Source organism: Coleofasciculus sp. F4-SAH-05, from assembly GCF_040222985.1.
In the GTDB taxonomy this organism is placed as follows: domain Bacteria; phylum Cyanobacteriota; class Cyanobacteriia; order Cyanobacteriales; family Coleofasciculaceae; genus Coleofasciculus; species Coleofasciculus chthonoplastes.
In genome coordinates this window covers 33971-58625 of record NZ_JAVKBY010000098.1, presented here as the reverse complement: position 1 = coordinate 58625, position 24655 = coordinate 33971, and the positions used below count along the sequence as shown (strand labels likewise).

General features: G+C 45.1%; 23 protein-coding genes. 8 read left to right on the top strand and 15 right to left on the bottom strand.

Translation table 11 applies throughout. The features are described 5' to 3' along the window. Window positions 1-232: 232 nt before the first annotated feature. The 5 genes from RIG27_RS12940 to RIG27_RS12920 form a co-directional block, all read right to left on the bottom strand. On the bottom strand, window positions 233-3097 hold the full coding sequence (locus RIG27_RS12940; protein ID WP_446343475.1) for a GAF domain-containing protein: 2865 nt from the start codon (window positions 3095-3097) through the stop codon (window positions 233-235). 322 nt (window positions 3098-3419) lie between these two features. After that, window positions 3420-4364, bottom strand: a complete 945-nt coding sequence (locus RIG27_RS12935; protein WP_446345681.1) for a glutathione S-transferase family protein — start codon at window positions 4362-4364, stop codon at window positions 3420-3422. A 412-nt stretch (window positions 4365-4776) separates the two neighbouring features. Then, complete coding sequence (gene gatC / locus RIG27_RS12930; RefSeq protein ID WP_446343471.1) at window positions 4777-5070, bottom strand: Asp-tRNA(Asn)/Glu-tRNA(Gln) amidotransferase subunit GatC; 294 nt, start codon at window positions 5068-5070, stop codon at window positions 4777-4779. Window positions 5071-5136: 66 nt separating this feature from the next. Further along, complete coding sequence (locus RIG27_RS12925) at window positions 5137-5658, bottom strand: photosystem I assembly protein Ycf3 (protein WP_446345679.1); 522 nt, start codon at window positions 5656-5658, stop codon at window positions 5137-5139. A 642-nt stretch (window positions 5659-6300) separates the two neighbouring features. Then, entirely contained in the window at window positions 6301-7137 is an 837-nt protein-coding gene (locus RIG27_RS12920) for a pentapeptide repeat-containing protein (protein WP_446345677.1), read from the bottom strand. A 394-nt stretch (window positions 7138-7531) separates the two neighbouring features. On the opposite strand from RIG27_RS12920, the gene RIG27_RS12915 reads away from it, so the two are divergent. Both RIG27_RS12915 and RIG27_RS12910 read left to right on the top strand, forming a co-directional pair. After that, window positions 7532-8173, top strand: coding sequence for a type I restriction endonuclease subunit R (locus RIG27_RS12915; RefSeq protein WP_446345675.1), 642 nt, complete (start codon window positions 7532-7534; stop codon window positions 8171-8173). Further along, window positions 8173-8301: a hypothetical protein gene (locus RIG27_RS12910; protein ID WP_446345673.1), complete on the top strand. Its 129-nt coding sequence runs from the start codon at window positions 8173-8175 to the stop codon at window positions 8299-8301. Before RIG27_RS12915 ends, RIG27_RS12910 begins: the two co-directional genes overlap by 1 nt. Window positions 8302-8503: 202 nt before the next feature. Here the strand turns inward: RIG27_RS12910 and RIG27_RS12905 are convergent, their stop codons facing one another. Beyond that, window positions 8504-9145, bottom strand: coding sequence for a hypothetical protein (locus RIG27_RS12905; RefSeq protein WP_446345671.1), 642 nt, complete (start codon window positions 9143-9145; stop codon window positions 8504-8506). 331 nt (window positions 9146-9476) lie between these two features. Between RIG27_RS12905 and RIG27_RS12900 the strand changes: the two genes are divergently transcribed. From RIG27_RS12900 to RIG27_RS12890, 3 genes are all read left to right on the top strand, one after another. Next, window positions 9477-10415, top strand: a complete 939-nt coding sequence (locus tag RIG27_RS12900) for a type II secretion system F family protein (protein ID WP_446345669.1) — start codon at window positions 9477-9479, stop codon at window positions 10413-10415. Between the two features lie 163 nt (window positions 10416-10578). After that, window positions 10579-11853, top strand: a complete 1275-nt coding sequence (locus RIG27_RS12895) for an AAA family ATPase (RefSeq protein ID WP_446345667.1) — start codon at window positions 10579-10581, stop codon at window positions 11851-11853. A 194-nt stretch (window positions 11854-12047) separates the two neighbouring features. Beyond that, window positions 12048-12857, top strand: coding sequence for a hypothetical protein (locus tag RIG27_RS12890; RefSeq protein WP_446345665.1), 810 nt, complete (start codon window positions 12048-12050; stop codon window positions 12855-12857). Window positions 12858-12964: 107 nt separating this feature from the next. On the opposite strand, the gene RIG27_RS12885 is transcribed toward RIG27_RS12890, so the two are convergent. Then, window positions 12965-13261 (bottom strand): tetratricopeptide repeat protein, encoded by a 297-nt coding sequence (locus RIG27_RS12885; protein ID WP_446345663.1) that lies wholly within the window; start codon window positions 13259-13261, stop codon window positions 12965-12967. 322 nt (window positions 13262-13583) lie between these two features. On the opposite strand from RIG27_RS12885, the gene RIG27_RS12880 reads away from it, so the two are divergent. Then, a complete protein-coding gene (locus RIG27_RS12880; RefSeq protein ID WP_446345661.1) occupies window positions 13584-15125 on the top strand; it encodes a DUF3084 domain-containing protein in 1542 nt (513 codons plus the stop codon). A gap of 121 nt (window positions 15126-15246) precedes the next feature. On the opposite strand, the gene RIG27_RS12875 is transcribed toward RIG27_RS12880, so the two are convergent. From RIG27_RS12875 to RIG27_RS12855, 5 genes are all read right to left on the bottom strand, one after another. After that, complete coding sequence (locus tag RIG27_RS12875) at window positions 15247-15876, bottom strand: pentapeptide repeat-containing protein (RefSeq protein WP_446343451.1); 630 nt, start codon at window positions 15874-15876, stop codon at window positions 15247-15249. A 199-nt stretch (window positions 15877-16075) separates the two neighbouring features. Next, window positions 16076-17368 carry a recombinase family protein gene (locus RIG27_RS12870; protein ID WP_446345690.1) on the bottom strand — a complete coding sequence of 431 codons (1293 nt, stop codon included), beginning with the start codon at window positions 17366-17368 and terminating at the stop codon, window positions 16076-16078. A gap of 105 nt (window positions 17369-17473) precedes the next feature. Continuing rightward, window positions 17474-17836 (bottom strand): VOC family protein, encoded by a 363-nt coding sequence (locus RIG27_RS12865; RefSeq protein WP_446343449.1) that lies wholly within the window; start codon window positions 17834-17836, stop codon window positions 17474-17476. A 21-nt stretch (window positions 17837-17857) separates the two neighbouring features. Next, a complete protein-coding gene (locus RIG27_RS12860) occupies window positions 17858-19153 on the bottom strand; it encodes a serine/threonine protein kinase (RefSeq protein WP_446345658.1) in 1296 nt (431 codons plus the stop codon). A 310-nt stretch (window positions 19154-19463) separates the two neighbouring features. After that, the gene (locus RIG27_RS12855) at window positions 19464-21158 is read right to left on the bottom strand and encodes a vWA domain-containing protein (RefSeq protein WP_446345656.1); all 1695 of its coding nucleotides are present in this window, start codon (window positions 21156-21158) and stop codon (window positions 19464-19466) included. A 339-nt stretch (window positions 21159-21497) separates the two neighbouring features. Between RIG27_RS12855 and RIG27_RS12850 the strand changes: the two genes are divergently transcribed. Both RIG27_RS12850 and RIG27_RS12845 read left to right on the top strand, forming a co-directional pair. Continuing rightward, window positions 21498-21680, top strand: a complete 183-nt coding sequence (locus RIG27_RS12850; protein ID WP_446345654.1) for a hypothetical protein — start codon at window positions 21498-21500, stop codon at window positions 21678-21680. 69 nt (window positions 21681-21749) lie between these two features. Beyond that, complete coding sequence (locus RIG27_RS12845; RefSeq protein WP_446345652.1) at window positions 21750-21977, top strand: hypothetical protein; 228 nt, start codon at window positions 21750-21752, stop codon at window positions 21975-21977. Between the two features lie 192 nt (window positions 21978-22169). On the opposite strand, the gene RIG27_RS12840 is transcribed toward RIG27_RS12845, so the two are convergent. The 3 genes from RIG27_RS12840 to RIG27_RS12830 form a co-directional block, all read right to left on the bottom strand. Next, a complete protein-coding gene (locus RIG27_RS12840) occupies window positions 22170-23114 on the bottom strand; it encodes an SDR family oxidoreductase (protein ID WP_446345651.1) in 945 nt (314 codons plus the stop codon). 114 nt (window positions 23115-23228) lie between these two features. Then, window positions 23229-23795 (bottom strand): cytosine deaminase, encoded by a 567-nt coding sequence (locus RIG27_RS12835; protein WP_446343477.1) that lies wholly within the window; start codon window positions 23793-23795, stop codon window positions 23229-23231. 274 nt (window positions 23796-24069) lie between these two features. Next, window positions 24070-24459, bottom strand: coding sequence for a nuclear transport factor 2 family protein (locus RIG27_RS12830; protein ID WP_446345649.1), 390 nt, complete (start codon window positions 24457-24459; stop codon window positions 24070-24072). Window positions 24460-24655: the final 196 nt, after the last annotated feature.

Below are 24655 nucleotides of genomic sequence, written 5' to 3'. Positions count from 1 at the left end.
GGGGGTAGGGGGGAACGAGGGGGGTAGGGGGGAACGAGGGGGGTCCGGAGTTGGGGTTAGGGGATGAGGGGGAAATGTTGAGGAGTAGATAGACACAGCTTAAAACCTTGCTAGCATTGGTTTTATACCTTAAGTTGACACCAATGCTACCTAAACCCGCCCCTACAAATCAGGTTCCTTGAAGGTGGTGAAGGGTCAAAACAGATGTGCCATGGTATCTGTCCAATCTGACTTAACGAATGATACCGGGAAGTACAACACCCACTTGATTGTTAAAAATTTCCATGTCTCGTTGATCATTTTCATCAAAACTGGCTTTAAAGTACTCAGGAACTTGGGGCCACTGGGATGGATCATACTCTGTTGTATCATCAGCGTGACGTTTATTCACGAGTTGGGTAACAGCTAGTAATTCACCATCACAACTTAAAACCGGCATACATAACAGACTACAAGTCCGATAATGAGTTTTGGCGTCTGTTCTGCGGGCGATATCAGAATCGGGATGTTCGTAGAGGTCAAAGGGAATGTTTAAGGGTTGACCAGTTTGGGCAACTTTCCCAGCAAATCCCTCTCCTAAAGGTACTCGTGTTTCCATTAATGATCCATCAGCTTGGGGAATTTTTGTCCATAATTCCTGAGTTGAGTAATCAATTAACCAAAGGGTGGTGCGATCCGCATGGGTCAGTTGTTTGGCGGCTTGCATCACCGTTTGGATGATTTCTTCGGCATTTCCGCCGCTACTGCTACTGACTAAACTAATCGCTTGATAGAGGGGATCGATCGCCTTGCGTTGTTCCTGAAGATTGCGAATTTCCCGGTGAAATGCTTGAAACCCTTGCAGAATGGGTAACGTGGATGCCATGCGTTCATGCAATTTCTGGGCATCGGCTTGGGTAAAGCCATTGATTTCGATTGTTTCGGATAACGTTCCCCCCGATTCATAAGTAAAGAGGAATTTGTTAAATGACCGAATAATGGCAATTACTTTCCCTTTGGAGTCTACAACCGGGAATAACAACATATTTTCCACAGTGTTGATCGCGTCGGGTTCTAACCCCATATGGACTAACAGATCATTCAGTTTACTGGGGTTTTTGCTAGCTTTGACTGAACGCGATTCAACCATTTTACTGGCGATTCCTAGAGTGGCGGACACTCGAATTTCTTGAGCATTTAGGGTTCTGGGATTCCAGACTAATGACCAAAAGATGCTTTGTTCGGCATCCAGGAGAAAAATTGTGGTCTGTTCCGCGCCCAAGAGTTTGTTAATCGAGTTGGTGACAAAGCTCAACGTATAATACAGGGCATTGTAGAGCGCTTCATCACTCTGATCAGCAACGGAATTACTGAGAATTGCTAGGGTATTATAAACGGATTCTTTTGGCTCAATTTGAGCAAGCTGTTTGAGTGTCTCATGAGTCTTGACGAATTGCAGGATTACACCCACTCGTTCGTTAAAGACTTGCATGGATTGGCGGTCATTTTTATCAAAACTCGCTTTAAAGTAGCTGGGAACATGGGGCCACTCGTCTCGGTTATACTCTGGATGATCGCCAGGTTTCCGCTTGTTGATTAGTTGGGTTACGCCCAATAATTCCCCATCGGGACTGACGACGGGCATACAGAGGAGGCTACAGGTGCGGTAGCGGGTTTGTTCGTCGGTTTTCTTGGCATTTTCCGCACTGGGATGGTCATAGATATCGAAGGGGATAATCATCGGTTTGCGGGTTTGCGCCACTTGACCCGCAAAGCCAACCCCAACATCACAACGCACCTCTCCTTTCCCTGGAAGTTCCGTCCACAAGTCGCCGCGATCGCGATCCACTAACCACAAGGTACTGCGATCGGCATTCAGCAGCTTCTTGGCGGTATTCATTACCCGTTGCAGAATTGCCTTAGTATCTAAGTTAATCTGATCGAGCGATCGCGTGGCTTCGGCTAAGGCGGCTGTCGCCCGTAGCTTCTTCATTACCTTGTAGCAGGATTGGCAACTTTCCAGAATCCGCCGCACCGGAACCACGCATTTTGCCAATCGTTCTAAGTCGAGGGTGGTGAATCCTTTGGGTCGTTTGTCGGATTGCTCATCAGCGGGTAATTTATTTAGTAACTGAATTACCGCAATCACCTCTTTGTTTTCACTTAAGATGGGAAATGCCAAGATGTTTTCGGTGCGGTAATTATATTTTTTGTCAAATTCCTTAACCAGCGCGGCGCGGGGATCTTCATAAACGTTGTCGGGAATATGGATGACTTTTTTATCCTGAGCCACATGACCCGCAATCCCTTCCCCGACTCGCACCTGAATATCCAGGAATTCACCTTCTTCATTCTCCGCCACCAATGACCAGAGTTCTGTTTTCTCGTCATTGAGTAAGAAAATGGTGGCGCGATCCGCACCCAGTAATTCGCCGACTTTCGAGGTAACATCGCGTAGCACCTCATACAAGGCTTGTGCTGAACCTTCATCCTCTGATTCCGTATCGGCTTTGGATAAGATTTCCACCTGGGAAACCAAGAGTTTGCGTTCTAATTCGGCTAAGGTTTTGAGAAATTCCGAGTCGCCTGGTTCTAAATCCGCTTGGATGGTTTTTAAAGCCTTATTGACCCACTCTTGGTTAAATACCGATTCATAGATGCGATTGTGAATCCGAACTTTCCCTTGATGCTTGAGGATTAACCCCATCATCCGCAGTTCCTTCTGTTCGGAACTGTCATTGGCGATCGCTTCTCCCTGTTGGAGGATACGATGATACAGTTGCAATAGCTTCAGACTGCGGTGCTTACGTCTGAGCAAGCGATCGCGGATCGTCTGCAAATGCATCAGTTCCGGTTGCTGTTCCCAATTCTCAATCCAGTGCGATCGCACTAAGTTTTCCACCCATTCCGCTTCCGTTCCTTTCGATGGTGCATCAGGTGCTTGGGCAATTAATCGACAAAGCTGCTGGGTAAGGAATGGTTGTCCGCCTGTCCATTTCAACACCTCAACCAGCAATCGTTTATAGTTTTGTGATTTAGCTTTTAATCCTCTGGCAATTTGTAATCCGCTACTCGCACTTTCTGGATAATGGGACTGTTCAGATAAATTTGAAATCATAGTGCAACCTGGTGTAAACGCCTTGACAGCTTGCCAACTCTGGCTAGTCGGGTGGTGATTAGGGTTCAGGAGCTGTGATCAATCTCTATGGACTATCTCAGATGCTACCTTACCGATGGCTCAAATTAGACTCTACCGATCTCAAGATCCTAAGATAAATAGTATTGACAATAATACTAAATTATGGTTGCTTCTGAATATACTTTACTCTATTGGTAGGAATTGGGGGAGCTGGGGGAGTTAGTTCAGGGCGGGTTTTGTACAAACGTGATCATCAACAGCGAACAGAAAATCCCATTACCCGCCCCTACACAGTCAAAATTTACCCCGCCACCCAATCAATCACAGGACCTTTGGGTACAATGCGAGTGGGATTAATGTGGGGATGACTCTTGTAATAATGTTGCTTGATCTGCTCAAGGTTGCAGGTATCGCTAACACCCGGTTGCTGATAGAGATTTTTGAGATACTTTCCCAGATGGGGATAATCACTAATTCTACGCAAATTGCACTTAAAATGGACGTAGTAAACGGGGTCAAAGCGAAACAGGGTAGTGAACATACACCAATCAGCTTCTGTGATCCGATCGCCACACAGATAAGCTTGCTGGGATAGAACCCTTTCCCAGTAGTCTAGTGCTTCAAAAAGTTCTGTTACTGCCTCGTCATAAGCTGTCTGAGTCGTGGCGAACCCAGCGCGGTAGACACCATTGTTGATCGGTTGGTAAATTCTGTCAATCGCGCGATCGATTTCGTCTTGCAGATGATCGGGATAGAAGCTAACTTGAGATTTCGCGATCGCCTCAAACTCGGTATCGAACATACGGATAATTTCACGGGACTCATTATTCGCGATCGTATTCTTTTGTTTATCCCAAAGCACAGGGACTGTCACTCGTCCCGTACAGTTTTGGTCAGCTTTTAGATAAACCTCTCGCAGATAACGACTTCCATGAACTGTATCCGGGATACAACCGGGAGCCTCGGAAAATTCCCATCCATCTTCATCCATAAACGGGTCAACAATGGACAGGTTAATCGCCTCCTCCAACCCCTTCAACTTCCGCATAATCAGCGTGCGGTGCGCCCACGGACAAGCCAGAGAGACATAGAGATGGTAGCGTCCCGACTCAGCTTTAAACCCTGTCGAACCGTCAGCACTCACCCAGTTACGAAATTTGGTCGGATTTCGCTTAAATCGCCCCTCAGGGTCTTGCTGGTAAGGTTCCTTCGTCCATTGTCCATTCACCAGCATTCCAGTTGCCATATTTTCTCCCTATTCCCAATGCCTTTAGTTGTCAATTATCCCTATTTTCGGTTTCTCAATTCTCTATATTGATCATTTTATTTATATTCTTCAAAAAAATTAATATTTATTCATTCATGGAAACCGCCTTCGTCCTTGGTTATTCTCAAAAAAACCTGCAAATGACCAAAGACGAAGGATAAATTCAGCGTTACTCTCGGAGCCTGTCACCGTTGTAGTGGCGTGGCACAGCTAAAATGGTGGAATAGGTTGTAGGTTGGGTGGAGGAAAGTAGGCTCTCGCCTTCTCGTTCGCCTTTGGCGTTCCCGAAGGGTAGAGTAACCCAACGCCAGCGAGTTAGCCTGTTGGATGGGAGCGATCGCAAGTACCCAACCTACTTGAACGTTTTGTGCAGTTATGCTCCAGACTCCCGTTACTCTTCCGTACTGAGGATTTGCGGCACTTTAAAAAAGTCCCCATCTTGGTCAGGAGATTCTGCCAATAAAGCATCCCGCTCCGGATACCGTTGAAGTTGATCGGATCGGGTCACATTACTAACATCAATGGCTCGTGTCGTTGGCGGAACATTTTCCGTATCTAATTCACTAAGCTGTTGAAAGTATTCCAAAATGCTATTAAGCTGCGGCAAAAATTGCTCTTCTTCTTCAGGAGTTAACTCCAAACGCGCCAGATTAGCGACTTTGCGAACTTGTTCTAGGTCAATCATGATTGATTGTTGATTGTTGATTGTTGATTGTTGATTCTTTCCTAGTCAGTGACAAATGACAAATGACTAAAAATAGATATCAATAGCTGAACGTCCACTGGTTTTTAGCCAGTTTTGGGCTTCCAAATAGTTATTAGGAGCCAAACGAATCGCTCGTTTCCAATAGTCAGCCGCTTGATCAAACAACTTTTCTGCGGCTTCATCATTTCCCGCTTCCTTTTCCTTCTCCGCTTGGAAATGGTAAATAACAGCAACATTATTCAGCGCTTGGGGAAGACGGGGATTAGAGTCGAGAGCTTTATGGTAATACTCCAATGCCGTCTCATGTTCACCATTGCTGGTGTAAATTAACCCCATATTGTACAGAATCAGGCTGCGGTCATAGGAATCTTCTTCTAACTCCAACGCTTGCTTGTAATTATCCAACGCTTCCGCATATTCGCCATCTCCCTGAGCCGACATCCCATCGCGGTAATAGACGAACGCTTCTTTCGCTCTCTTATTGGTTGGCAAAACCTTAAGAATGAGATCTGCCATTACCGTGAAGGTTTTGTCAACAAAGTTATCGTTACGCTGTGTTCGTGGCATAGTAGGTTCCCAATTATCCCGGTTTTGACACTCCCCGCCCTATAAGTGCGGGGATTCTTGGGCTGACTCTGCCTCTGGCTACCTGTTCAACAAGTGAATTGGTTTACCTTTGGTCTTACAAGGCATACTTGAGTCTTTCAACTCACTCCTCAAGCTTAAATTCCTGTGTGTCCCACAGTATTTTAATATATCGAGATTTATCGAATTCTCGCTTTAACGTCTCTCGCTTTACAAGATTTAGGATTTTTGCTTCCAGGGTTCCGGATATCAAGAGATGACAATCCGCTCGACCAACTTCGCTTTTTATGTGCGCTTTACCGCTGATATTATTCTACTACAAACATAGCAATATATCAGAATATATTTTATCACAAAGCCGTTTTAAAAGGTGTTCCTGAGCTTGTCGAAGGACGGGGTTTGAAACCCATTTTTTCGGTCAATTATCGTAACGTGTCTGGGATGCACTCGATCAGACAAATATAGCGCTACGCGCTAGGCAATATGCAATAGGCAACACCTCGGCTTACCTCGGCTTCGCTCGGTAGTGCTTTTCTAATCTTGGACAGGGTATATCACATCGAGTCTGAAAACGCTGTATAAGGGTTAACCTTGGGGGCGCTCGATGTGACTGCGTAACCTCCCCTATCCATGAATCGTCCCATCGGGCAAAATTGTCCCTTGGAAACTAACCCCCTCTAGGCTAAAATCCTCTAAAATTGCCCCAGTCAAGTTAGCTTTGTCCAGATGAGCGCCTTCCAATCTAGCACCTTTGAGATTAGCGGCTTGGAGATTTGCGCCTGTAAGATTTGTCCATCTCAAATCTGTTCCGTCTAAATCAGCTGCACCCAGATTTGCCCCAAACAGATACGCTCCCCCCAGATGAGCCTGACTCAGATTTGCCCGTTCCAAGTCAGCTTGGTAGAGGTAAGCGCCAATCAATTCTGCTTCATGGAGATTCGCATCAGCAAGATTGGCTTGGTTAAGGTGAGCATGAATCAGGCTGGCGTCACTGAGGTTGCTGCGTCTCAAATTGGCTTCATTGAGCATTGCGCCTTTTAAGTTTGCCTCTCTGAAGTCAGTGCCAATCAGATTAGCATGACTCAGATTAACGTTTATCAACTTAGCGCCTCTGAGGTCAGCCCCGATTAAGTTAGCATGGCTTAAATCAGCATAGCTGAGTTCCGCTTGCATCAGATGAGCGCTGACTAAGGAGGCTTCGATGAGATTGGCGTCAATCAGATGCGCCAGACTCAGATAAGCAAGGCTCAGGTTTGCTTTTGTCAGATTTGCCGTGATTAAATTAGCGGATTCTAACTGTGCCCCTTTCAGGTTAACCTGCTTCAGGTTAGCGCCTCTCAGGTTAGCGCCTTCGAGGTTAGCCTCGCTCAAATCGGGTTCTATGGTGTGATGTTGATTTCTCCATTTAATCCAGCCTACTGCACCTTGTTGAAGTAATTTCAGATGCTCTAAATTTGCCATTCGCGTCTCCCGCTTTACCGTTCACTCTTGTCTATTGCTTCTTTCTATATGAAAATTTCCTGTCTGATGCGAAACCTTGGTAAGGGCGCAAGGATGGTGCCCCTACATCCCCTACATTTAGGTGTATGTCATCCACTTAAGAACCGCTCTATCCTGAATTTTTGGACATTCACCTATTGTTCAATGGAAATGGGCGGATGGCAAGGTAGCGGATACTGTTTCGGCTCGACAAGGCGGGTGATTAGGTTAGAGAGTTTATACCAAATCCGATGACAGGAACCCCCTTTTACAATGGCGATTGAAATCGCGGCTACACAAACAAAGTCCGCCTACGCGGACTAAACTATAAAAAATTGACAATTTTGTCAAATATACTTTGAAGGTTTGAATTAATATGAGTCAATCTCTAGCCATTTCTCAAACGATTACTAATATGGCTCAACTTCAGGAGCGGTTTACACTGATACCCGCCGATAGTGATCTCTTTTTTCCGGAGTGGCACGATAATTTACCAGAGTTAACCGAAACAGAACGGGCATTTCTGGATAAGATTAAACGCCGCTTTGTGCGTCATCGAATGCAGGGTGAGTTGGCGGAAGCAACAGTTAATATGCTGATTATTGCTCACCTGCTGGAGTTGGCAGGATTGTATGATGAACCATTTTTTATCACGAATGAGTATTCCGTAGACGTTGTGCTTGAGGATCGAGATGAAAAGCTACGGGGTCGAATTGATACATTAGTGTTTCAACGACAGTTTTGGAGTGCGGTAGTCGAATCAAAGAAGTCGATTTCCTTTGAAGCAGGAATTCCTCAAGCATTGGCTTATATGATGACAACTCCTCAGAGTGATAAACCGCTTTATGGGATGATAACGGATGGAGGGTTGTATATGTTTATTAAGCTGGTGAACCAAGACCCAGCCATCTATGATTTTTCTGATGTCTTCTCCCTGTTGTTATTGCGACAGAATAAGCTTTATGATGTGCTACAGGTGTTAAAGCGATTGGCAAGTGTGCTGCAAGAGGAGTCGTAATGAATAACAAACGCCAACAAGCTTATCTAACGCTGATTCAAAAGCTGCTAGCTTGTTCCCATGACCAAGAGTTAGAGATTCTGATGGGAAATATCAATCTGCTCGATATGCTTTTTGGAAACGATTGAACAAATAACATCAACTATGGCTCATCTCTAGATGTATCCCAATACTGTTCGGATAAGCTCTAATTGAATTTTTTCTTCCCCTGCTCCCTCTGCTTCCCCTGCTCCCCCTGCTCCCCCTGCTCCCCCTGCTCCCCCTGCTCCCTCTGCTTCCCCTGCTCCCCCTGCTCCCCCTGCTCCCCCTGCTCCCCCTGCTCCCCCTACTCTACTCCTTCCCGCCTGCCCCTGGATGTTCTCGCCCAGGAACGTTCTCCAGTGCTGTCAGCGCCGCTTGCGAACCTGCCAGAATATCCCGTTCTTCACCGCCCAAATAGAGGCGTCCAAAACTGCCAACAGCGGAAATTTGCAAGATATTAATTAAGGCGGCTTTCTCGGCTTCATTAGCGGCTAAAGCAGCATAAGCGGCTGGTGCGACTTCTAAAACATAGAGGGTTTGCCCTGCCAAAATCATCTGTCCCCGTCGGGTGCGATTAATCAGTTGAGTTTGGTGAGGGTCAATATTGCGAATAATTTGGCTAGAGACAACTCGCGGTTTAAGACGTTCTCGTTCACCGACGCCTAGGGCGGCTAAAATCGCTTTCCCCGCTGCCCTGGTTTCACCTTGTTTATTCGCATGGACTTCCAGAACCCCATAGAGTCGTTCCACCATCTGCACGGCGGGACGTACAGAGGTCGATTTCAGCGCCACATCGGTAATCCGGTTAATTTCGATACCGGGTGAGATTTCAATCCATAGCGACGTATCCCCAGGTAATGGCAAGAATCCTAGCGCCACGGTTCCCATATATGCTGCGTGCTGCGGCTGTAAGCTATCTATATAGACGTAGGATCGCAATTCTATAGCCAAGGTTATTTCTCCGTAGATTGGGGGTCATAAGGCTGGAATAAGCAACATTTGAGTTTACCTGAAAACGAAGTGCGATCGCGATTTTTCCTGGCAAGTCGCCAAACCTAGTGCAAGAAGGCAGAAGTTTTCCAGCAGTATCCGGCAAGGGAAGGAGGAGTATGAAAGCCCCTCCAAGAAAAAATATATTCCGCTTCCCTCTCCTTGTAGGAGAGGCGTCGGGAGAGGTTCGCTCCAGGGGTGTGGGAAGGGGTCTGATATCAAATCCGGTTAAACTAATCTCACTAAAAGCGGACTGGATTATAAAGGGGGTAGTAAACCTAGATAAGGACAAATGACAAATCGCCAAAATGCTAAAATATTCTCCCAGCTTGCTAAATTACTCGATTCGGGTATAAATCTACAGCAAAGCTTAACCCTGGTGGGAAATGATTTAAACCCAGCCATTAAACGCTATTTACAAAAAGTCAGTCTCGCCGTAGGTTCGGGTCAAGATTTCGCCACCGCATTAACCTGTGAACGCCGTTATTTTAATCGTTGGACGATTAGCTTAATTCGTTTAGCTGAATATAGCGGTTCTCTCCCCCAAACCTGTCAAATGCTAGCCGAAGACGCTGAAACGCAAGCGAGACAGGAACGATTATATGGGTCGGTAAAACGTTCAGCTATAGCGATAATTTGGGGATTTTTGGTGTTAACGGCGGCTATTTTTAACCCCAATGCAACAGGAATTATTAAACCAGAGTTTTGGTTAAGAGGGTTGGCGATCGCGCTACTATTATGGGCGATGATCGTCCTAGTGTCTCGCTTTTCTAGTCCCTTGTGGCTGCAACTGGTGAGACGATTACCTATTTTCGGGCAAATCGTGCAGGCGCGATCGCTCCTCTATCTGGCTAAGTTACGATTACCGTTAAGTTGTGGGGTTTCCATCCTCACCGCCTTGGATTTACTGCGAGAACATATCCCAGATACGGTAATGAAAGGTAAACTCTCTTGGGCTAGACGGCGCGTTCGTATGGGTCAACCATTGAGTCAAAGTCTCCAGGGTAAATTACCCGCCACAGCGCTACAGATGATTAGCATGGGGGAAGAAAGCGGAACATTAGATAGAACCTTGGAAACCTTAGCCCAACACTATGTCAGTGAGTTGGAACAACGACTGCGATCGCTACAGGTTAGTTTACGAGTTTTAAGCCTGGTGGTGATGGGCTGTTTGGTGGCGGTGGTGGGTGTGCGAGGGATATCTGTGCTGATGGATTCATTCCCAGAGTGAATTCAACGCAGAGGTTCGCAGAGGGAAGCGCAGAGGTTCGCAGAGGGTTTCGGGGGATTGGTGCAAAGGCGCGATCGCATAGTTTGAGGTCAAGAACTGTATAGTCCTAGAATAGTCAGGTGTTGTTGAGTTTTTTTATTCTTAATTTTACAATGAGGGGATTATGTATATTAACAAAATCGAAATACATAATATTCGTTCAATCCAGTCTTTGTCTTGGGATATCCGTAATTTCAAACTTGCAGGATGGCATATCATTATTGGTGATAACGGTTCTGGTAAGTCATCCTTATTACGTTCTATTGCTTTAGCACTTGTCGGACCGACTGAAGCCGTTGCCCTGCGGCAAAACTGGAATGATTGGTTGACTCAAGAGAAAAAATTAGGAGTTATCCGGCTTGACTTATCCTATGACATTAATTTTGATAAATTTTCTGGAAAAGGTAGACGTATGGAAAATTACTTATTGCCAATTTTATTAATGATAAAACAACCAAAAAATGATGTCATTATACAGTCTGACAAGGTAAATAAATTTGATCCAACGCGATGTATATGGGGTGGTAAGTCCGGCTGGTTTTCGGCTGGGTTTGGTCCCTTTCGACGCTTCAGGGGTGGGGATAAAGATTATGATAAGCTTTTCTACTCTAATCCTAAATTAGCTGCACACTTATCGTTGTTTGGTGAAGATGTGGCTCTAACTGAATGTTTACAGTGGCTGCAAGATTTACAATTCAAGAAACTAGAAGGTGATCCAGAAGGAAACCTAATTGATTCAGTGAAAGAGTTTGTGAATCAAAGCGAATTTCTGCCGCATCAAGCGCGTCTGGAACACGTTTCTTCTAAAGGTGTTGAATTTGTTGATGGCAACGGTTGTCGATTGCCCGTTGAGGAATTGAGTGATGGGTATCGCTCAATTTTAAGCCTAACCTTTGAACTGATTCGCCAACTTACTCGAGTTTACGGCTATGAATCTATTTTTGATTCCAATGATAAAACAAAAATTATTCCTCCTGGTGTTATCCTCATCGATGAAATTGATGCTCATCTTCATCCTACCTGGCAACGACGAGTCGGGATTTGGTTTCGAGAACATTTTCCCAATCTTCAATTTATTGTCACAACCCATAGTCCATTAATTTGCCAAGCTGCAACCGTGGGAACAGTCTGGCGTTTACCTAAACCAGGTAGTAACGAATCAGGGGGTATGGTAACAGGAAAAGATTTAGACCGCTTACTTTATGGTAATGTCTTAGATGCTTATGGTACAGAAGCATTTGGTGCAGATGTGACCCGATCAGACGAATCCAAAAATCGGTTAAAACGGTTGGCTGAATTGAATCGGAAGGAACTACACGAACAACTGAGTGAAGATGAGCGAAATGAGCAAGAAAAACTGCGGGCAATGATGCCAACTTCACCCCATAAAGTCGGTTAATGAGATGTTCATTATTTATATAGAATAAAGTAGACAAAACTTTAGTATCTATGGCGGGTTTTCCTACCAGATGGGCATAGCACACCTAAATTTGATAGATCACACTCACACCAAAAAACCGTAGGGGCGCACCGATGTGCGCCCATCAAATCCGCTTTCTAATCCTAAATGTCACAACATAGTATAAATAAAGGATGATACGACTTCCCCAGCAAAATTTACCTAAAAATGCTCAAAATCAATTAAATACCTGGCAAAATGAAATTAACGGTCTAAAAGATTACGCCGCAAGAGTTGCTCAGGCAAAAAAAGCATTTGCCCAACGTAACAAACCAAAAAACTCCACCTTTCGCCAAGTGCGTCAAACTTTAACCCAAATGTGCTGTGCCGCTCGTCGCTGTGGCTACTGTGAAGATTCTGTCGCTGATGAAGTAGAGCATATTAAACCAAAGGATCTATATCCTGAAGCTGTTTTTGTCTGGGAAAATTATTTATATGCTTGCGGTCAATGTAATGGCGGCAAAAATAATAAGTACGCTGTTTTTTCGGATAAAACGGGTCAACTGAGGGAAGTTGCGCGAAGACGGGGCGCTCCGGTAGTGGAGCCAGAACAGGGAGAGCCAGTCCTTATCGATCCGCGAAAGGAAGATCCGATGGATTTTCTGGAAATTGACTTAATTGATACGTTCTATTTTTTGCCTAGATATTCTCTAGATTCAAAAGGTTATCAACGAGCAGACTATACGATTGATGTATTACGCTTAAATGACCGAGACTATCTAGTTGAAGCCAGAAAAGAAGCGTTCTATAACTATCGGGCTAGATTGGGTGAATATATTAAGAAAAAGGAAACAGACACCCCTTCAGAGCAACTCAATCCTATGATTACAGCATTACAAAGAATGCAACATCCCACAATTTGGAAAGAAATGCAGCGTCAGCAACAGTTGCTCCCAGAGTTGAAAAAGTTATTTGAGTTAGCGCCAGAAGCACTCACTTGGTAGAAATGAAAAAGGTTAATATGGCTTGCCAAATAACTACAAGTATAATAAGGTTATTTGGCAAGATAGAAAGGCTATTGGACAAATGACAAATGACAAATGACAAATGACTATCTGATCGCGTCTTGGGGTTGCTGCTGTACCAGTTCCTGCAATTTGTCGCGATGTTCCTTCGCCTCTGTATTGTTTGGGTTAAGGCGTAGGGCTTCATCAAAGGATGCGATCGCGTCCCGATACCGTTCCAGCAGGGCGAGGGCGATTCCTCGGTTGTACCAGCCCGCCTCACTATCAGGCTCAAGTTCTAACATCCGATCATAAGAATTCAAGGCGTCTGCGTAGCGATCTAAACGCAATAAAGCATTCCCTCGCTTAAACCAGCCATCCACATCATCCGGCATCAGTTGCACTACTCGGTCATAAGTGGCAAAAATTTCCCAATCATCCCCGTCGTGGAGACACTTGCTAAGAGGGTAACAACGGCTGTCAGCCCAATGTGCTTGAGTTGCATGGTAAATATCCTTGGTGTATCGCTTTCAATGGCATCTATCTCTGAAGACTGAGAGCTTATGCACAATTTGAGCAAAGATGCGGACGAGCAGGGGGTAGAGGAGATGAGGAAGAATTTCCCCAATCCTAATGAACCATGAACAATGAACAATGAACCATCAAAAAATATATAATCCGCCTCAGCCATAAGATAGGCTGTATCTGGACAGACGTAGCACCGTGATGACCAGCGCTTACATCCTGATCGTGGCAATATTACTGTTGGGAGGAGTCCTCGCAACTTTAGGCGATCGCATTGGTACGAAAGTCGGCAAGGCGCGGCTGAGTTTATTTAACTTACGTCCTCGTAAAACGGCGACGGTGGTCACGATTATGACGGGATGTTTGATTTCTGCCTCAACTTTGGGTATTCTCTTCGGTCTGAGTGAATCCCTGCGGGAAGGGGTGTTTCAACTGGATAACATTCTGCGACAACTTAGACATGCGCGTCGGGATGTGGCAGTTGTTAATGCCCAGAAACAAAAAGTAGAGGGCGAACTGGCTCAAACTAGAGCCGAGCAAGCCAAAGTGCAACAGCGTCTGGATGAAATGAACAGCAATTTCCAGAAGGCTCAAGCTCAACTGCGAGATATATCAAAACAGGCAAGTAATCTACGTTCAGAAATTCAGTCACTCTTGGCTGAACGTGAGCAGTTAATTGAGCAACGAAATCAACTTAATGCAGACATTAGCCAGCTTAAAGAGTTAGTGGCTCAACGGGATCAGGAACTGGAGGAAACCAGCCAGCAACTGGCGCTAAAAAACCAGCAACTCCAGCAGAGAAATGAGCAATTGAGGGAAAAAGAGCAGGAACTCGGCCAAAAAGATAACGTGATTGAAACCATGGCTGAACGGGAAGCCAGTCTCCAGGAAGCGATCGCACAACGAGAAGCCCGTCTTCAAGAACTGCAAGCCGAACTCAAACAGGCGATCGCTCAACGGGAAGTTCGCTTGGCTCAACTGGAAGAGGAACTTGCCCAACGGGAACTCCTCATCGCCCAACGCAACCAAAAACTACAAGATCAACAACAACAACTGGCGTTTTTAGAACGGCAAGTCGATATTCTGGAGCAGTATTATCAGAACTATCAAGCCTTGCGTCAGGGCAATGTGGCAATTTTGCGGGGTCAAGTGCTGGCATTTGGTGTGGTGCGTATTATTGAACCATCAGCCGCATCTGAGGCGGTTGATCAACTCCTGCGGGAAGCCAATCGAACCGCCACGGAAATTGTTTTGCCCGGATTTAAGGAACCGAAGGAACCCCTAGTTCAAATTACTCAAGCCCAAGCCGAACAGTTAATCGAACAAATTCAAGATAGTGAAGACTATGTGGTGCGAATTCTCTCCGCTGGAAACTATGTGGTTGGCGAAAAACCGATTCAAGCCTTTGCCGATGCAGCACTGAATCAAGTGGTGTTTGACGCTGGGGAAGTGTTAGCTGCTGTTTCTATCAATGCTTCAACCTTGACAAATAAGGCTCTGCAACAACGCATTGACCAGTTACTCGCCGCCTCTCAGTTTCGCGCCCGTCGCGCTGGAGTCCTCGGTCCGATTCAAGTTGCAGATGGTGATCCTTCTACTATAATTCGCTTTATCGAACAGTTAGCGGAATCTGAGCAACCTCTGGCGGTGAGAGCGATCGCCCAAGACCAAACCTCTACAGCCGGACCATTGAAAATGCAGTTAGTCGCGATTCAGAATGGACAAATTGTTTTTAGCACTTAAGTTGAATGGTTCTGGCTCAAGGCGGGTGGGCAATGCCCACCCTACGACTACGACTCTGCTAAAAGCCTTATATGATCTGTATTTCTCCCCCCTATTGCCTATTGCCCAGCGCGAAGCGCTATTACTGATGCATCTTGCCATCTGGCAAAACCGCGCCTGTGAGTATGGCGGCTTTAAAATTAGCTCCCATAACAATTGCCCCCCGCAGATCAGCAACCATCAAAATTGCCTTGGATACATCAGCGCGAATCAAACAAGCTTGACTGAGATCAGCGCCCCTCATATCCGCCCCTTGTAGGATTGCCCCAATTAAATCTGCATTCTTTAAGCTTGCCCAATGTAAAATAGCCTGGTGTAACATCGCGCCGTGTAAATCCGCTTGATAAAGACAGGCTTGGGCAAGATTGGCAAACATCAAGCTCGCTTCCCGCAGGTGCGCTCCAGTTAAATTCGCACGTTTTAAGTTACATTCAATCAACGTGGCTCTGACTAATTCAGCCGCCGTTAAATTGGCATCGTTGAGTTCAGCTTTGCTTAAATTAGCTACGCTTAAGTTGGCTTGACTCAGATTGGCTTCGCTCAGGTTCGCTCCTTTTAAACTAGCGCCACTGAGATTAGCACCACTCAAGTCGCTACGCCTAAGATTCGCTCCATTGAGAATTGCTTCAGTCAGATAGGCTCTCCGGAGTTCAACTCCCTCAAAATCTCGCTCTCCGGCAGCATAACCCTTTAGCAATTCAGCAGCATCCATAAAAATTCCCAGGTCTTAGCCTCTCGCTAACGTCCTAATTCATCAGTGATTTGAGGCAGTTGCACCTGGTTGGGATGGGATTATCTTGGATATACGCCTTATGAAGGGAATAATCAGGATAACTCACATTAATAACGATACGCACCCAAACTAGATACTATACTCTATTTGGACTCCTGTATAATACCGTTTTTGTCAACTAGAAGATAAAAACAAGTTGCAGCTGCCACTGTTGACCCTGACGAATGAGTTTGACTTGCCGAATAAATTCTCGAAAGTAAAATCGGCGCTCAGATTCCGATAAATCTGACCAGAATTGGGGAATGGATACGGTTTGCGCGATCGCGCCTAAATTTACAGGGGGCAGGGAGGAAAGCTGGGAAAGGAGTTGAGACAGTTCGGTGCGGAGTTTATAGGCGCGAAGCTGGGCTGTTTCGGTATCCAAGATACCTGTGGCGGTTAAGTGGTTAAGCTGGTCTAATACGGCTTTTTGCTCAGTAACCTGGCTGATCAGAGATTGTTTGACCTCATCTAAGTTGGGCAGGTTCATCCCAGCTACGGCACGAGGCAACTCTTGACAAATGGTTTGTATTGTGCAGTCTAAAACCTGCTGGTAGGGAATCACACGGCATTTAGGGCGCTTGGGACAGTTAACGGGGCGCAGGTAAAGATATTCCCAGGTTTGACGGGGGCGAGTGACACGGGTAACACTCATCTGAGATTGACAGTCACCACAAACGACTAAACCCGCTAAGGAACGCGGGGCACTGGCGGTTCGAGACGGGAGGCGACGGTTGCGACGCAGCAAACGGTCAATTTGGGCGGCTTCTTCGCGGTTGAGAATCGGGCTATGAGTGTCACAGATAACTTCTCCGTTGCGATAGGCGAGATCACCCCGATAGACGGGGCTGGTTAGCCAACGCTTACCTGTTGCCACGGAGATTTTTTTACTATACTTTTTTTCCAGATACCGCACCGCACCGCGTAATGAGCCATACAGCAGAAATTGGTCAAAAAAATCTTTGACTAAGGGGGCGGTACTGCGATCCAGAATATAGCGGTCTTTGCCTCGTCGGTAGCCGTAGGGGGCTTTCCCGGGTGGGGGTAGGGCGTTGAGGCGATTACGGGCATGTCCTTGACGTAGGCGGCGAGAACTGGCTTCTTGCTGGACTTCACTGAGGAGTTGGAGTAAGTTGGTCTGGGAGTTGGTGTCATGGGAGGAGTAGGATTGTTCAGTCGCCATGACAATAACGCCTAGGGCTTGGATTTGAGTGAGGCGATCGCTCACTTGGGTAATAGAGTCGCCCAGTTCCTCTAAACGGCGGATCAGCAGATAATCAGTTGGTTCAGTTTGACAATCAGCAATGAGTTGTCCCCACTGTTGACGCCCACCCAAATCTTGATAGACATGATCGACTTCCCAACCCCAGATCACCGGATCAGGAGGAGATTCTAAGAGGGGATCGCTGTAGAGGTAGGCGACGATTCGCATTTTTGACCCTTCGCAACGCTTTTCGGACATGGTTTGTAGGGGCGGGTTTGACTACTATCGTTTCTGACCTAGCCCAGATGTAACTAAACCCGCCCTGACTGAGGGCTAAACTTGATTGAGTTCAATAATGTTACCATCGGGATCTTGGGTGAACAAAGCCGCACGACCCGACGCGCTCATTTGGATCGGGCAGTTATGTTCCAATAGCTTGGTTTTGGCATCATCTAAGTTAGCAATCGAGAAGGCGACGTGAGGATTGCGCCCCCATTTTTCCGGGTTTTGCAGGTGAGTTGAGAGTGTGGTGTCAACGATGAGGTGGAGTTGAACATCGCCAATCTGATACCAGACACCAGCATATTTTAGCGATCGCTCGACTTTCGATAACCCTAAGATGTTGCCATAAAAGTGTTCGGCGTTCTCCAGGTTAGAGACGAGAATAGCTGTATGGAGACATTGGGTAATTTGCATGGCGAGATCGGGGCTTCTTTTCTATCGCCTAAAATTATCAGGCATAATCGCACCCCTGAGATCCGTACTGTCAAGGTTAGCCCCTGTCAGCTTTGCCGCCGTTAAGTCAGCATTTCTTAAGTAAGCGCCCCTAAGATCTGCATCAATTAAATTCGCCCCTTGCAGGTTGGCATTTTCTAAATTAGCACTTTGCAAATCCGCCCCCTGCAGGTTAGCTTCACTGAGATTAGCCTCTCTCAAATCAACGGTTGTCAAATTCTGTCCTCTCAAATCAGCGCCACTCAAATTACATCCAGCACATTCTCCTGTTTGCTGCAAGTGCTGTACTGCAGCGGGAGCATTTTCTACGGGTACAGGATTAGTGATTCGGGATGCGATTCCTAAACCTGTACCAATCACCGCCAATACCCCAACTTTCAATACCAACATCGGCGTAATTCCAGACTGGAGTCGCTGAAACTGATCCGAAGTTGGCGAATTTCCCACCACATCAATCGGTAACAACTCCGCCAGCGCCGTCGCCGCATTGGGGAAGCGATCGCGCAATTTAGGCGCGACCATTTTATCCAGCCAAGTGATAAACTGAGGATTCAGAACCGATACCAGAGATTTATAGTCAATTCGACAATCCTCATCCATTAAATTACCAATATCAGCGGATTTAGTCTGAGTGAGTAAACAAATCAGCGTTACCCCTAAACCATATAAATCAGACGCTTCCGTGAGTTGACGATTAAACATCTGTTCCGGTGGCATAAATCCTAGCGTTCCCTTCACTACACTACTCGCCGCCAAATCATCCCCAAACGCACGGGCTAAACCAAAATCGACTAAATACACCTTAATCTGGGGGGAACGTTCAACTAAAATATTTTCCGGCTTAATATCTCGATGAATAATTGGCGGAACTTGCTGCTGTAGGTAAACCAGCACATCCAAGAGTGCGATCGCAATTTGTTTAACGTCTTCTGGGGTAAAGGATTGATAAACGGCTAAAGAGGGCGCTTGCTTGTATTCCTGAATTAAGCAAAAGCCATCAGGGGTTTCAAATGCATCCAAGTATTTAGGAATACTTGGAGAATCCAGTTGTTGCAGCAGAGTAATTTCCCGTTCATGGGCGTCAAAATCTGACCAATTTGCACCCGTTTTAGCAAATTGAAATTGTTTAATCACCACAGGTTGTGCGGTGGATTCATGGGTAGCTAAGTAGGTTACTCGTCCACTACTCCGGTTATGTCCCAGTTCCCGCTGAATCTGATAACCTTGCGGGGAAAATTCTGGGAGGTTATTATTTGAGTTTTGAATCATAGAATTCATGATAATAATCACCGAATACGTTTGTAGGGGCGACCCGCTTGCACAAATAAACAACTGTATTTACTCAATTGTATCGGGTCGCCCTTTACTTAGGGTTTACTGCACTTAATTTTGCTTTGCCGCGAGTAGAACAAATGACAAATGACGATACCCGCCATTAACCTTAATTTGAATGTCACTGATTTAAGGTGGGTGGGCATTGCCCACCCTACTTAGGGCTTACTGCACTTAATTTTGCTTTGCCGCGAGTAGAACAAATGACAAATGACAAATGACCTCCTCACTATTAACTTTAATTTTACCCGCCGAATCATAGCGATTTTGCCCGCTTTACTAACCGAATAAACTCGGCTCGGTATCCATCTAAATCTGCCCCCTGAGATTGACTGGCAAGCTGTAAAACCTGATCAAGATTACCATTACCTTTGTACTGCGATTCTCTCAATACCATACCAAATTCAGCAACAGATGCCGAAAATTTAAAGTTATTCGAGGCTTGGGCTAAAGTTAATCCTTTATCCACCACGGGTGCGGTAATCAGTTGAGATGTATCCTGATCCGGTTGCTTATATCGTAATTTTACCTGCATTAACTCATTCCCCGAAAACGTCATCGATTCATCGGTTTTCTGTTGAGAGTCTACAATATCAACATCCGATAACGAGACATCACTTTCCACTCCCACAGGAATAATTTCATAGAGGGCGGTAACGGAATGACCTGCACCTAACTCACCCGCGTCTTTTTTATCATCCGCAAACGCTTCATTTTGCAGTCGCCGATTTTCATAACCAATTAGCCGATAGCCTTGCACTTTTTCCGGGTTAAATCCGATTTGAATTTTCACATCCTTGGCGATGGTGAATAAGGTTCCACCAATTTCATTGACCAAGACTTTATTTGCTTCTAGGATATTGTCAATATATGCATAATTGCCATTGCCTTTATTGGCGATTTTTTCCATCTTGGCATCTTGGAGATTCCCTGTGCCAAATCCTAGCACGGTAAGGAAAATGTCTTGCTCTCGTTTCTCTTCAATCAGGCTAACTAATTGCTCATCGCTAGAGATGCCGACATTGAAATCTCCATCAGTGGCGAGAATCACGCGATTATTACCGGATTCGATAAAATTATCTTGAGCTAATTTATATGCCAGTTTAATTCCCTGACCTCCAGCCGTTGATCCTCCAGCTTCGAGTTGATCAATTGCTGCTAATATAGTGTTTTTTTTGTTTCCAGGTGTTGGCGGTAGCACTGTCCCCGCCGCACCTGCATAGACAACAATACTAACCCGATCTTCGTCTCGCAATTGGTCTACGAGTAACCGGAATGCTTCTTTGAGTAAGGGGAGTTTATTGGCGTCCGACATGGAACCGGAAACATCTAACAAAAAGACTAAATTACTGGGCGGTAAATTTTCTGTGGAAATGCTTTTTCCTTGTAACCCAATGTGAACTAATTTGTGTTTCTGATTCCATGGTGCTTCGGCAACTTCTGTGGTGATAGAAAAAGGTTTATCTGCTTCTGGTTGGGGATAATCGTAAGTAAAATAATTAATTAATTCCTCAACTCGCACCGCATCAGGAGGTGGAAGCTGATTCTCATTGATAAAGCGCCGCACATTACTATAAGAAGCCGCATCAACATCGATGGAAAATGTAGAAAGGGGATTGCTGTTAGCGCTTAAAAAAGGATTTTCGGGGATAGTGCTGTAGGTTTCGCGGTTAGATTCTTCCGGAATTTGGCGATTAAGAGAATTAGAACCGGGTGACGGTTGTGCGGTTAGTGGTAGTTGAGCCGCAGAAGGAGCTTGTTTTATTTGGGCTTGAATTTGTGAATCAGGTTGCGGCGTTGTACTTTCCGCTTGTTGCGTAGCTGCTTGTTCTGTAGTCGGTGCAACGCCTGATCTTGATTCACCCGTTCCCTCACTTTCGCACGCTATGGTAAACTGTGCCAACATAGCGGCTAGTCCTAACGTCGCGATCGCTCTATACATGGTTTTCATGATTCCCCCTTCAGACTGAGGCTCAGTCTGTTCTATACAAAAGTTTAACAGCTAACCATTTGTGGTTGTAACGTCTCCGTTTTACTATTAAGGCTTAGAATTCGATCCCATGGTTGCCAAAACTGTAACATAGGTGATTAGCCCAGAAGTTTCCGGGGTTCCAAACGGGTGACACGCTTCAATGATATAGCGTATACACTTATCTCTCACGGCTTCGGGACTTATGCAATTTGGAATTAGTGTTTTGTAACGGTAACTTCCTCATGTTATTATTAAACTTCACAGAAAAGGATATCGAGATTGTAGAGTGAAAATATGAACGGCGTAGAGTTATTTCAAATGTCACTGGGAAAGTGGGAAGGTCGTCGTTGGTATATTTATGATAACGGGTATAAGGTAATCCGTTACACCCAGTTTATCAATGAGATAATATCAAAAGACAAATTCCTCTTTCCTCACGGTATTTCTGTCTACCATAAATTTCAGGTTTGGAATGTTACTGAAGGTAAGTTTGAGCATTAAATGGATACAATTTTACATGCTTGTCCAGAATATATTGTACGTGCAGTGGGCTACTTAGGAGAAGAAAGTATGGAGTGTCCGATTACATCTGTTGGTAGTGATATGTGCCGTATGATTACGGAATACAAGAATGGTTGGACACACATGGAATTTTTCCATTTTCTGGCGGCTGATGTCAGGACAAGAAATATTCGGTACGATGGCATAGATTGTAGTGGCACTTTCCTTGAAAATCGAGTTGATGAGTTTCCCTCGGTAACCCCTGACTATCTGGTTAAGTATTTGCTTGAGCAATAGAGCCTAAGCTCAGAAACGACCAGATACCGAGATAATTTATTGTCCAGATAAAGTAAGTTTTGACATCCCCTTTATTCTTGATTCTAGCCGCTCTATCAACTAATTGGCTGGTGATACCTTCCCAACTGCAACAGTTAATCGCCAAATATGGCAGTCTGGCTCTTCTTTGACACTTATTCTTGTAATGTTTATTCAAACAATTGTCTCTGGATGAATCAACTGATAACCAGCGGCTTTAATCTTCTGATTATTGATCCGTGCATTCAGAGCGCGAAAACTGGGTTTGGTAGCATCCCAAATAACTCTTTCTAAACCTTGGTTATCGCAAACATAATCGCACAATTCTCGGCTAGTCCAGCGTAAATCATTCACCAGATTATAAATGCCATTGAGTTTATTTTGATAGGCAAAATCCACCGCTGTCACAATATCCTCCAAATGAATCCAACAAGCAAAGCTTTCACCACTTCCAGGTAGAGTTTTCCCAGCCAGACGGCTTAACCGTTTGATTAACTCTCTACCCGAACCATAAATTCCGCCCAATCGCAGGATACAAACGCTTAAGTCTTCAGGGGCTGAATTTAACAGAATCTGCTCGGCTTCATACAGCACTTGATTATATTCATTATCTGTATCTACCCCAGACGTTTCATCAACCCACTCGCCATTCTTGTTTCCGTATACTGAGCAGCTACTTAGGTAAATTAACTGCTTAAACGTGGGAGTTTCCATCAAGGCGGCGACCAAGTTTTTCACGGTAGGAATGTATGTTTCTCGATAGACTTCTGCTTCCACCTGACGAGTGCTGATTGGAGCAACACTTAGTAGACAGATATCCTGGTTTTGTACCAGAGAATGAACAGCTTTGGCGTCGTTTCCTTGCATAATTACAACCTGATCAGCTACTTCCTCAAGTTCGGCAACGCGCTCTTCCCGCGTAGTCGTTACTGTGACGAAGTGACCCTGTTTTTGCCAATGGCAAGCTACATCCGTTCCCACGTAGCCACAACCGATAATTGCCACCTTCTTAACAACATCGCCGTGCGGCTGCTCTGAGCCAAGAGACTCTGCACCGTGCGTTGCCATTTCATGAGCATCATTGCTAAGGATGGTTTTTCCATTAGTTGTGGTATGCATAGCTGCCTTTAGATTGATAAATTTATTAAAATCAATGTAACTATCCTTTTGTGTAATCGCAAATATTTTAGATAATGGACGGCAATTTTGTGTTAGTGTTGACCAAAAGAGAACTTAAGTCTGCCAATCGACAAACAGAGCATAGAGATAGGCGATCGCTTCCCCAATCATGGTTCGTACTCCTTCGCTAGATTGCCACCATTGTTGCGGATCATACTCTTGAGGTTCAGCCGCAATCACACCAACTCGGATTTTTGGTTCTAATACAGCTTTAAATATAATCCAGCTTCGACGGGCATGAGGTCCTAACGAATAGAGATTAATCGATTTTACCTCTAATTCGGATGTCGATAACCATTCCCGTAGGGCGATGGCGCTAGCTTGAGTCCGATGTTTAATCACATTGGGGGCGGGAACAGCCACTAATTGTTCTGGGTTAAACCCCAAGGTGATGAATGTGGCGGCGGTGAGTTCGGCAAAATTATTGTATTCGGCTAAATAATATCCCTTGGAGACAGGCAAACCCGTGGTAATCAGATAATTATAAGAACCGCGTTGGAAAAGTGCGATCGCGTCTTTAATGGCGTAATCAGGTATCCAGCCTTCCACCACCATGACATCAGCCGCCACGGGGGAGTTAACTGCCAGGAATGGATAGATAGTGTTGAGGGTGAATAGCATTAGAGAAAGTATACAAATTAGTGTCACTATCCATCCCTGAATAGTCAGAGTCCACTGGGTTTTGCGATGGATTAAAAGAATTTTTATTTTAGCAGTTAACCTTCTGAACTGCTGTAATTTTTTTTTACCCTGTTAGATTTAACCACTTCCATTAGTTGCTAGATTGCCAAATAACTTATCCCAGTGCCGTTCTTGTAAATTCATGATTTGTGTTCTGTCAATAGAGTTGCTTATTACCAACAATATCCATGACAGCCGTAACCATTCCCCCAATTCACCCTCCCTTAAGTTGTGCTATCATATCAGCGGGATTCCAGTAAGCACGAGTGCTTTGGATTTTACCCGCTTCATTCACCTCAAAAATGGTGATTCCTTCAAACGTTATAGTTTTGTCACTCTTACTGAGTCCCTGCATTGTCCACTTAACGGCAGCTTCATTACCCGCCACAAAAATATGCTCGATTGTTGCTTCAAGTTGTTTAAATACTCCCTGTAGCTGGGCGAAAAATTCCTGAAATCCTTCATGAACTTTCGTGGGAGGTTGTCCTACCGGATCATGACTAATAGCATCTTCGGCAAAGTCGTCTAGCCAACCATCGGGGTTCATCGCTGCCACTTTGGTAAAATAGGTTCTGACCAGTGCTTCAATAGCTGCTTTTGACATTGTTTTATTCTCCATTGCTGAATACATCTAGAGTATAATTGGTATTATTGGACTGTTTATACTCAGGGATAATTGATCAAGTCAATTTTAATACACAATTATAGTTTTTATTGGTGGGTTACGGCGGATATCTCAATTAAGGGGTTATTTACCCAGATTAAACTTCCGCCTAACCCACCCTACAGAGAATTAATAT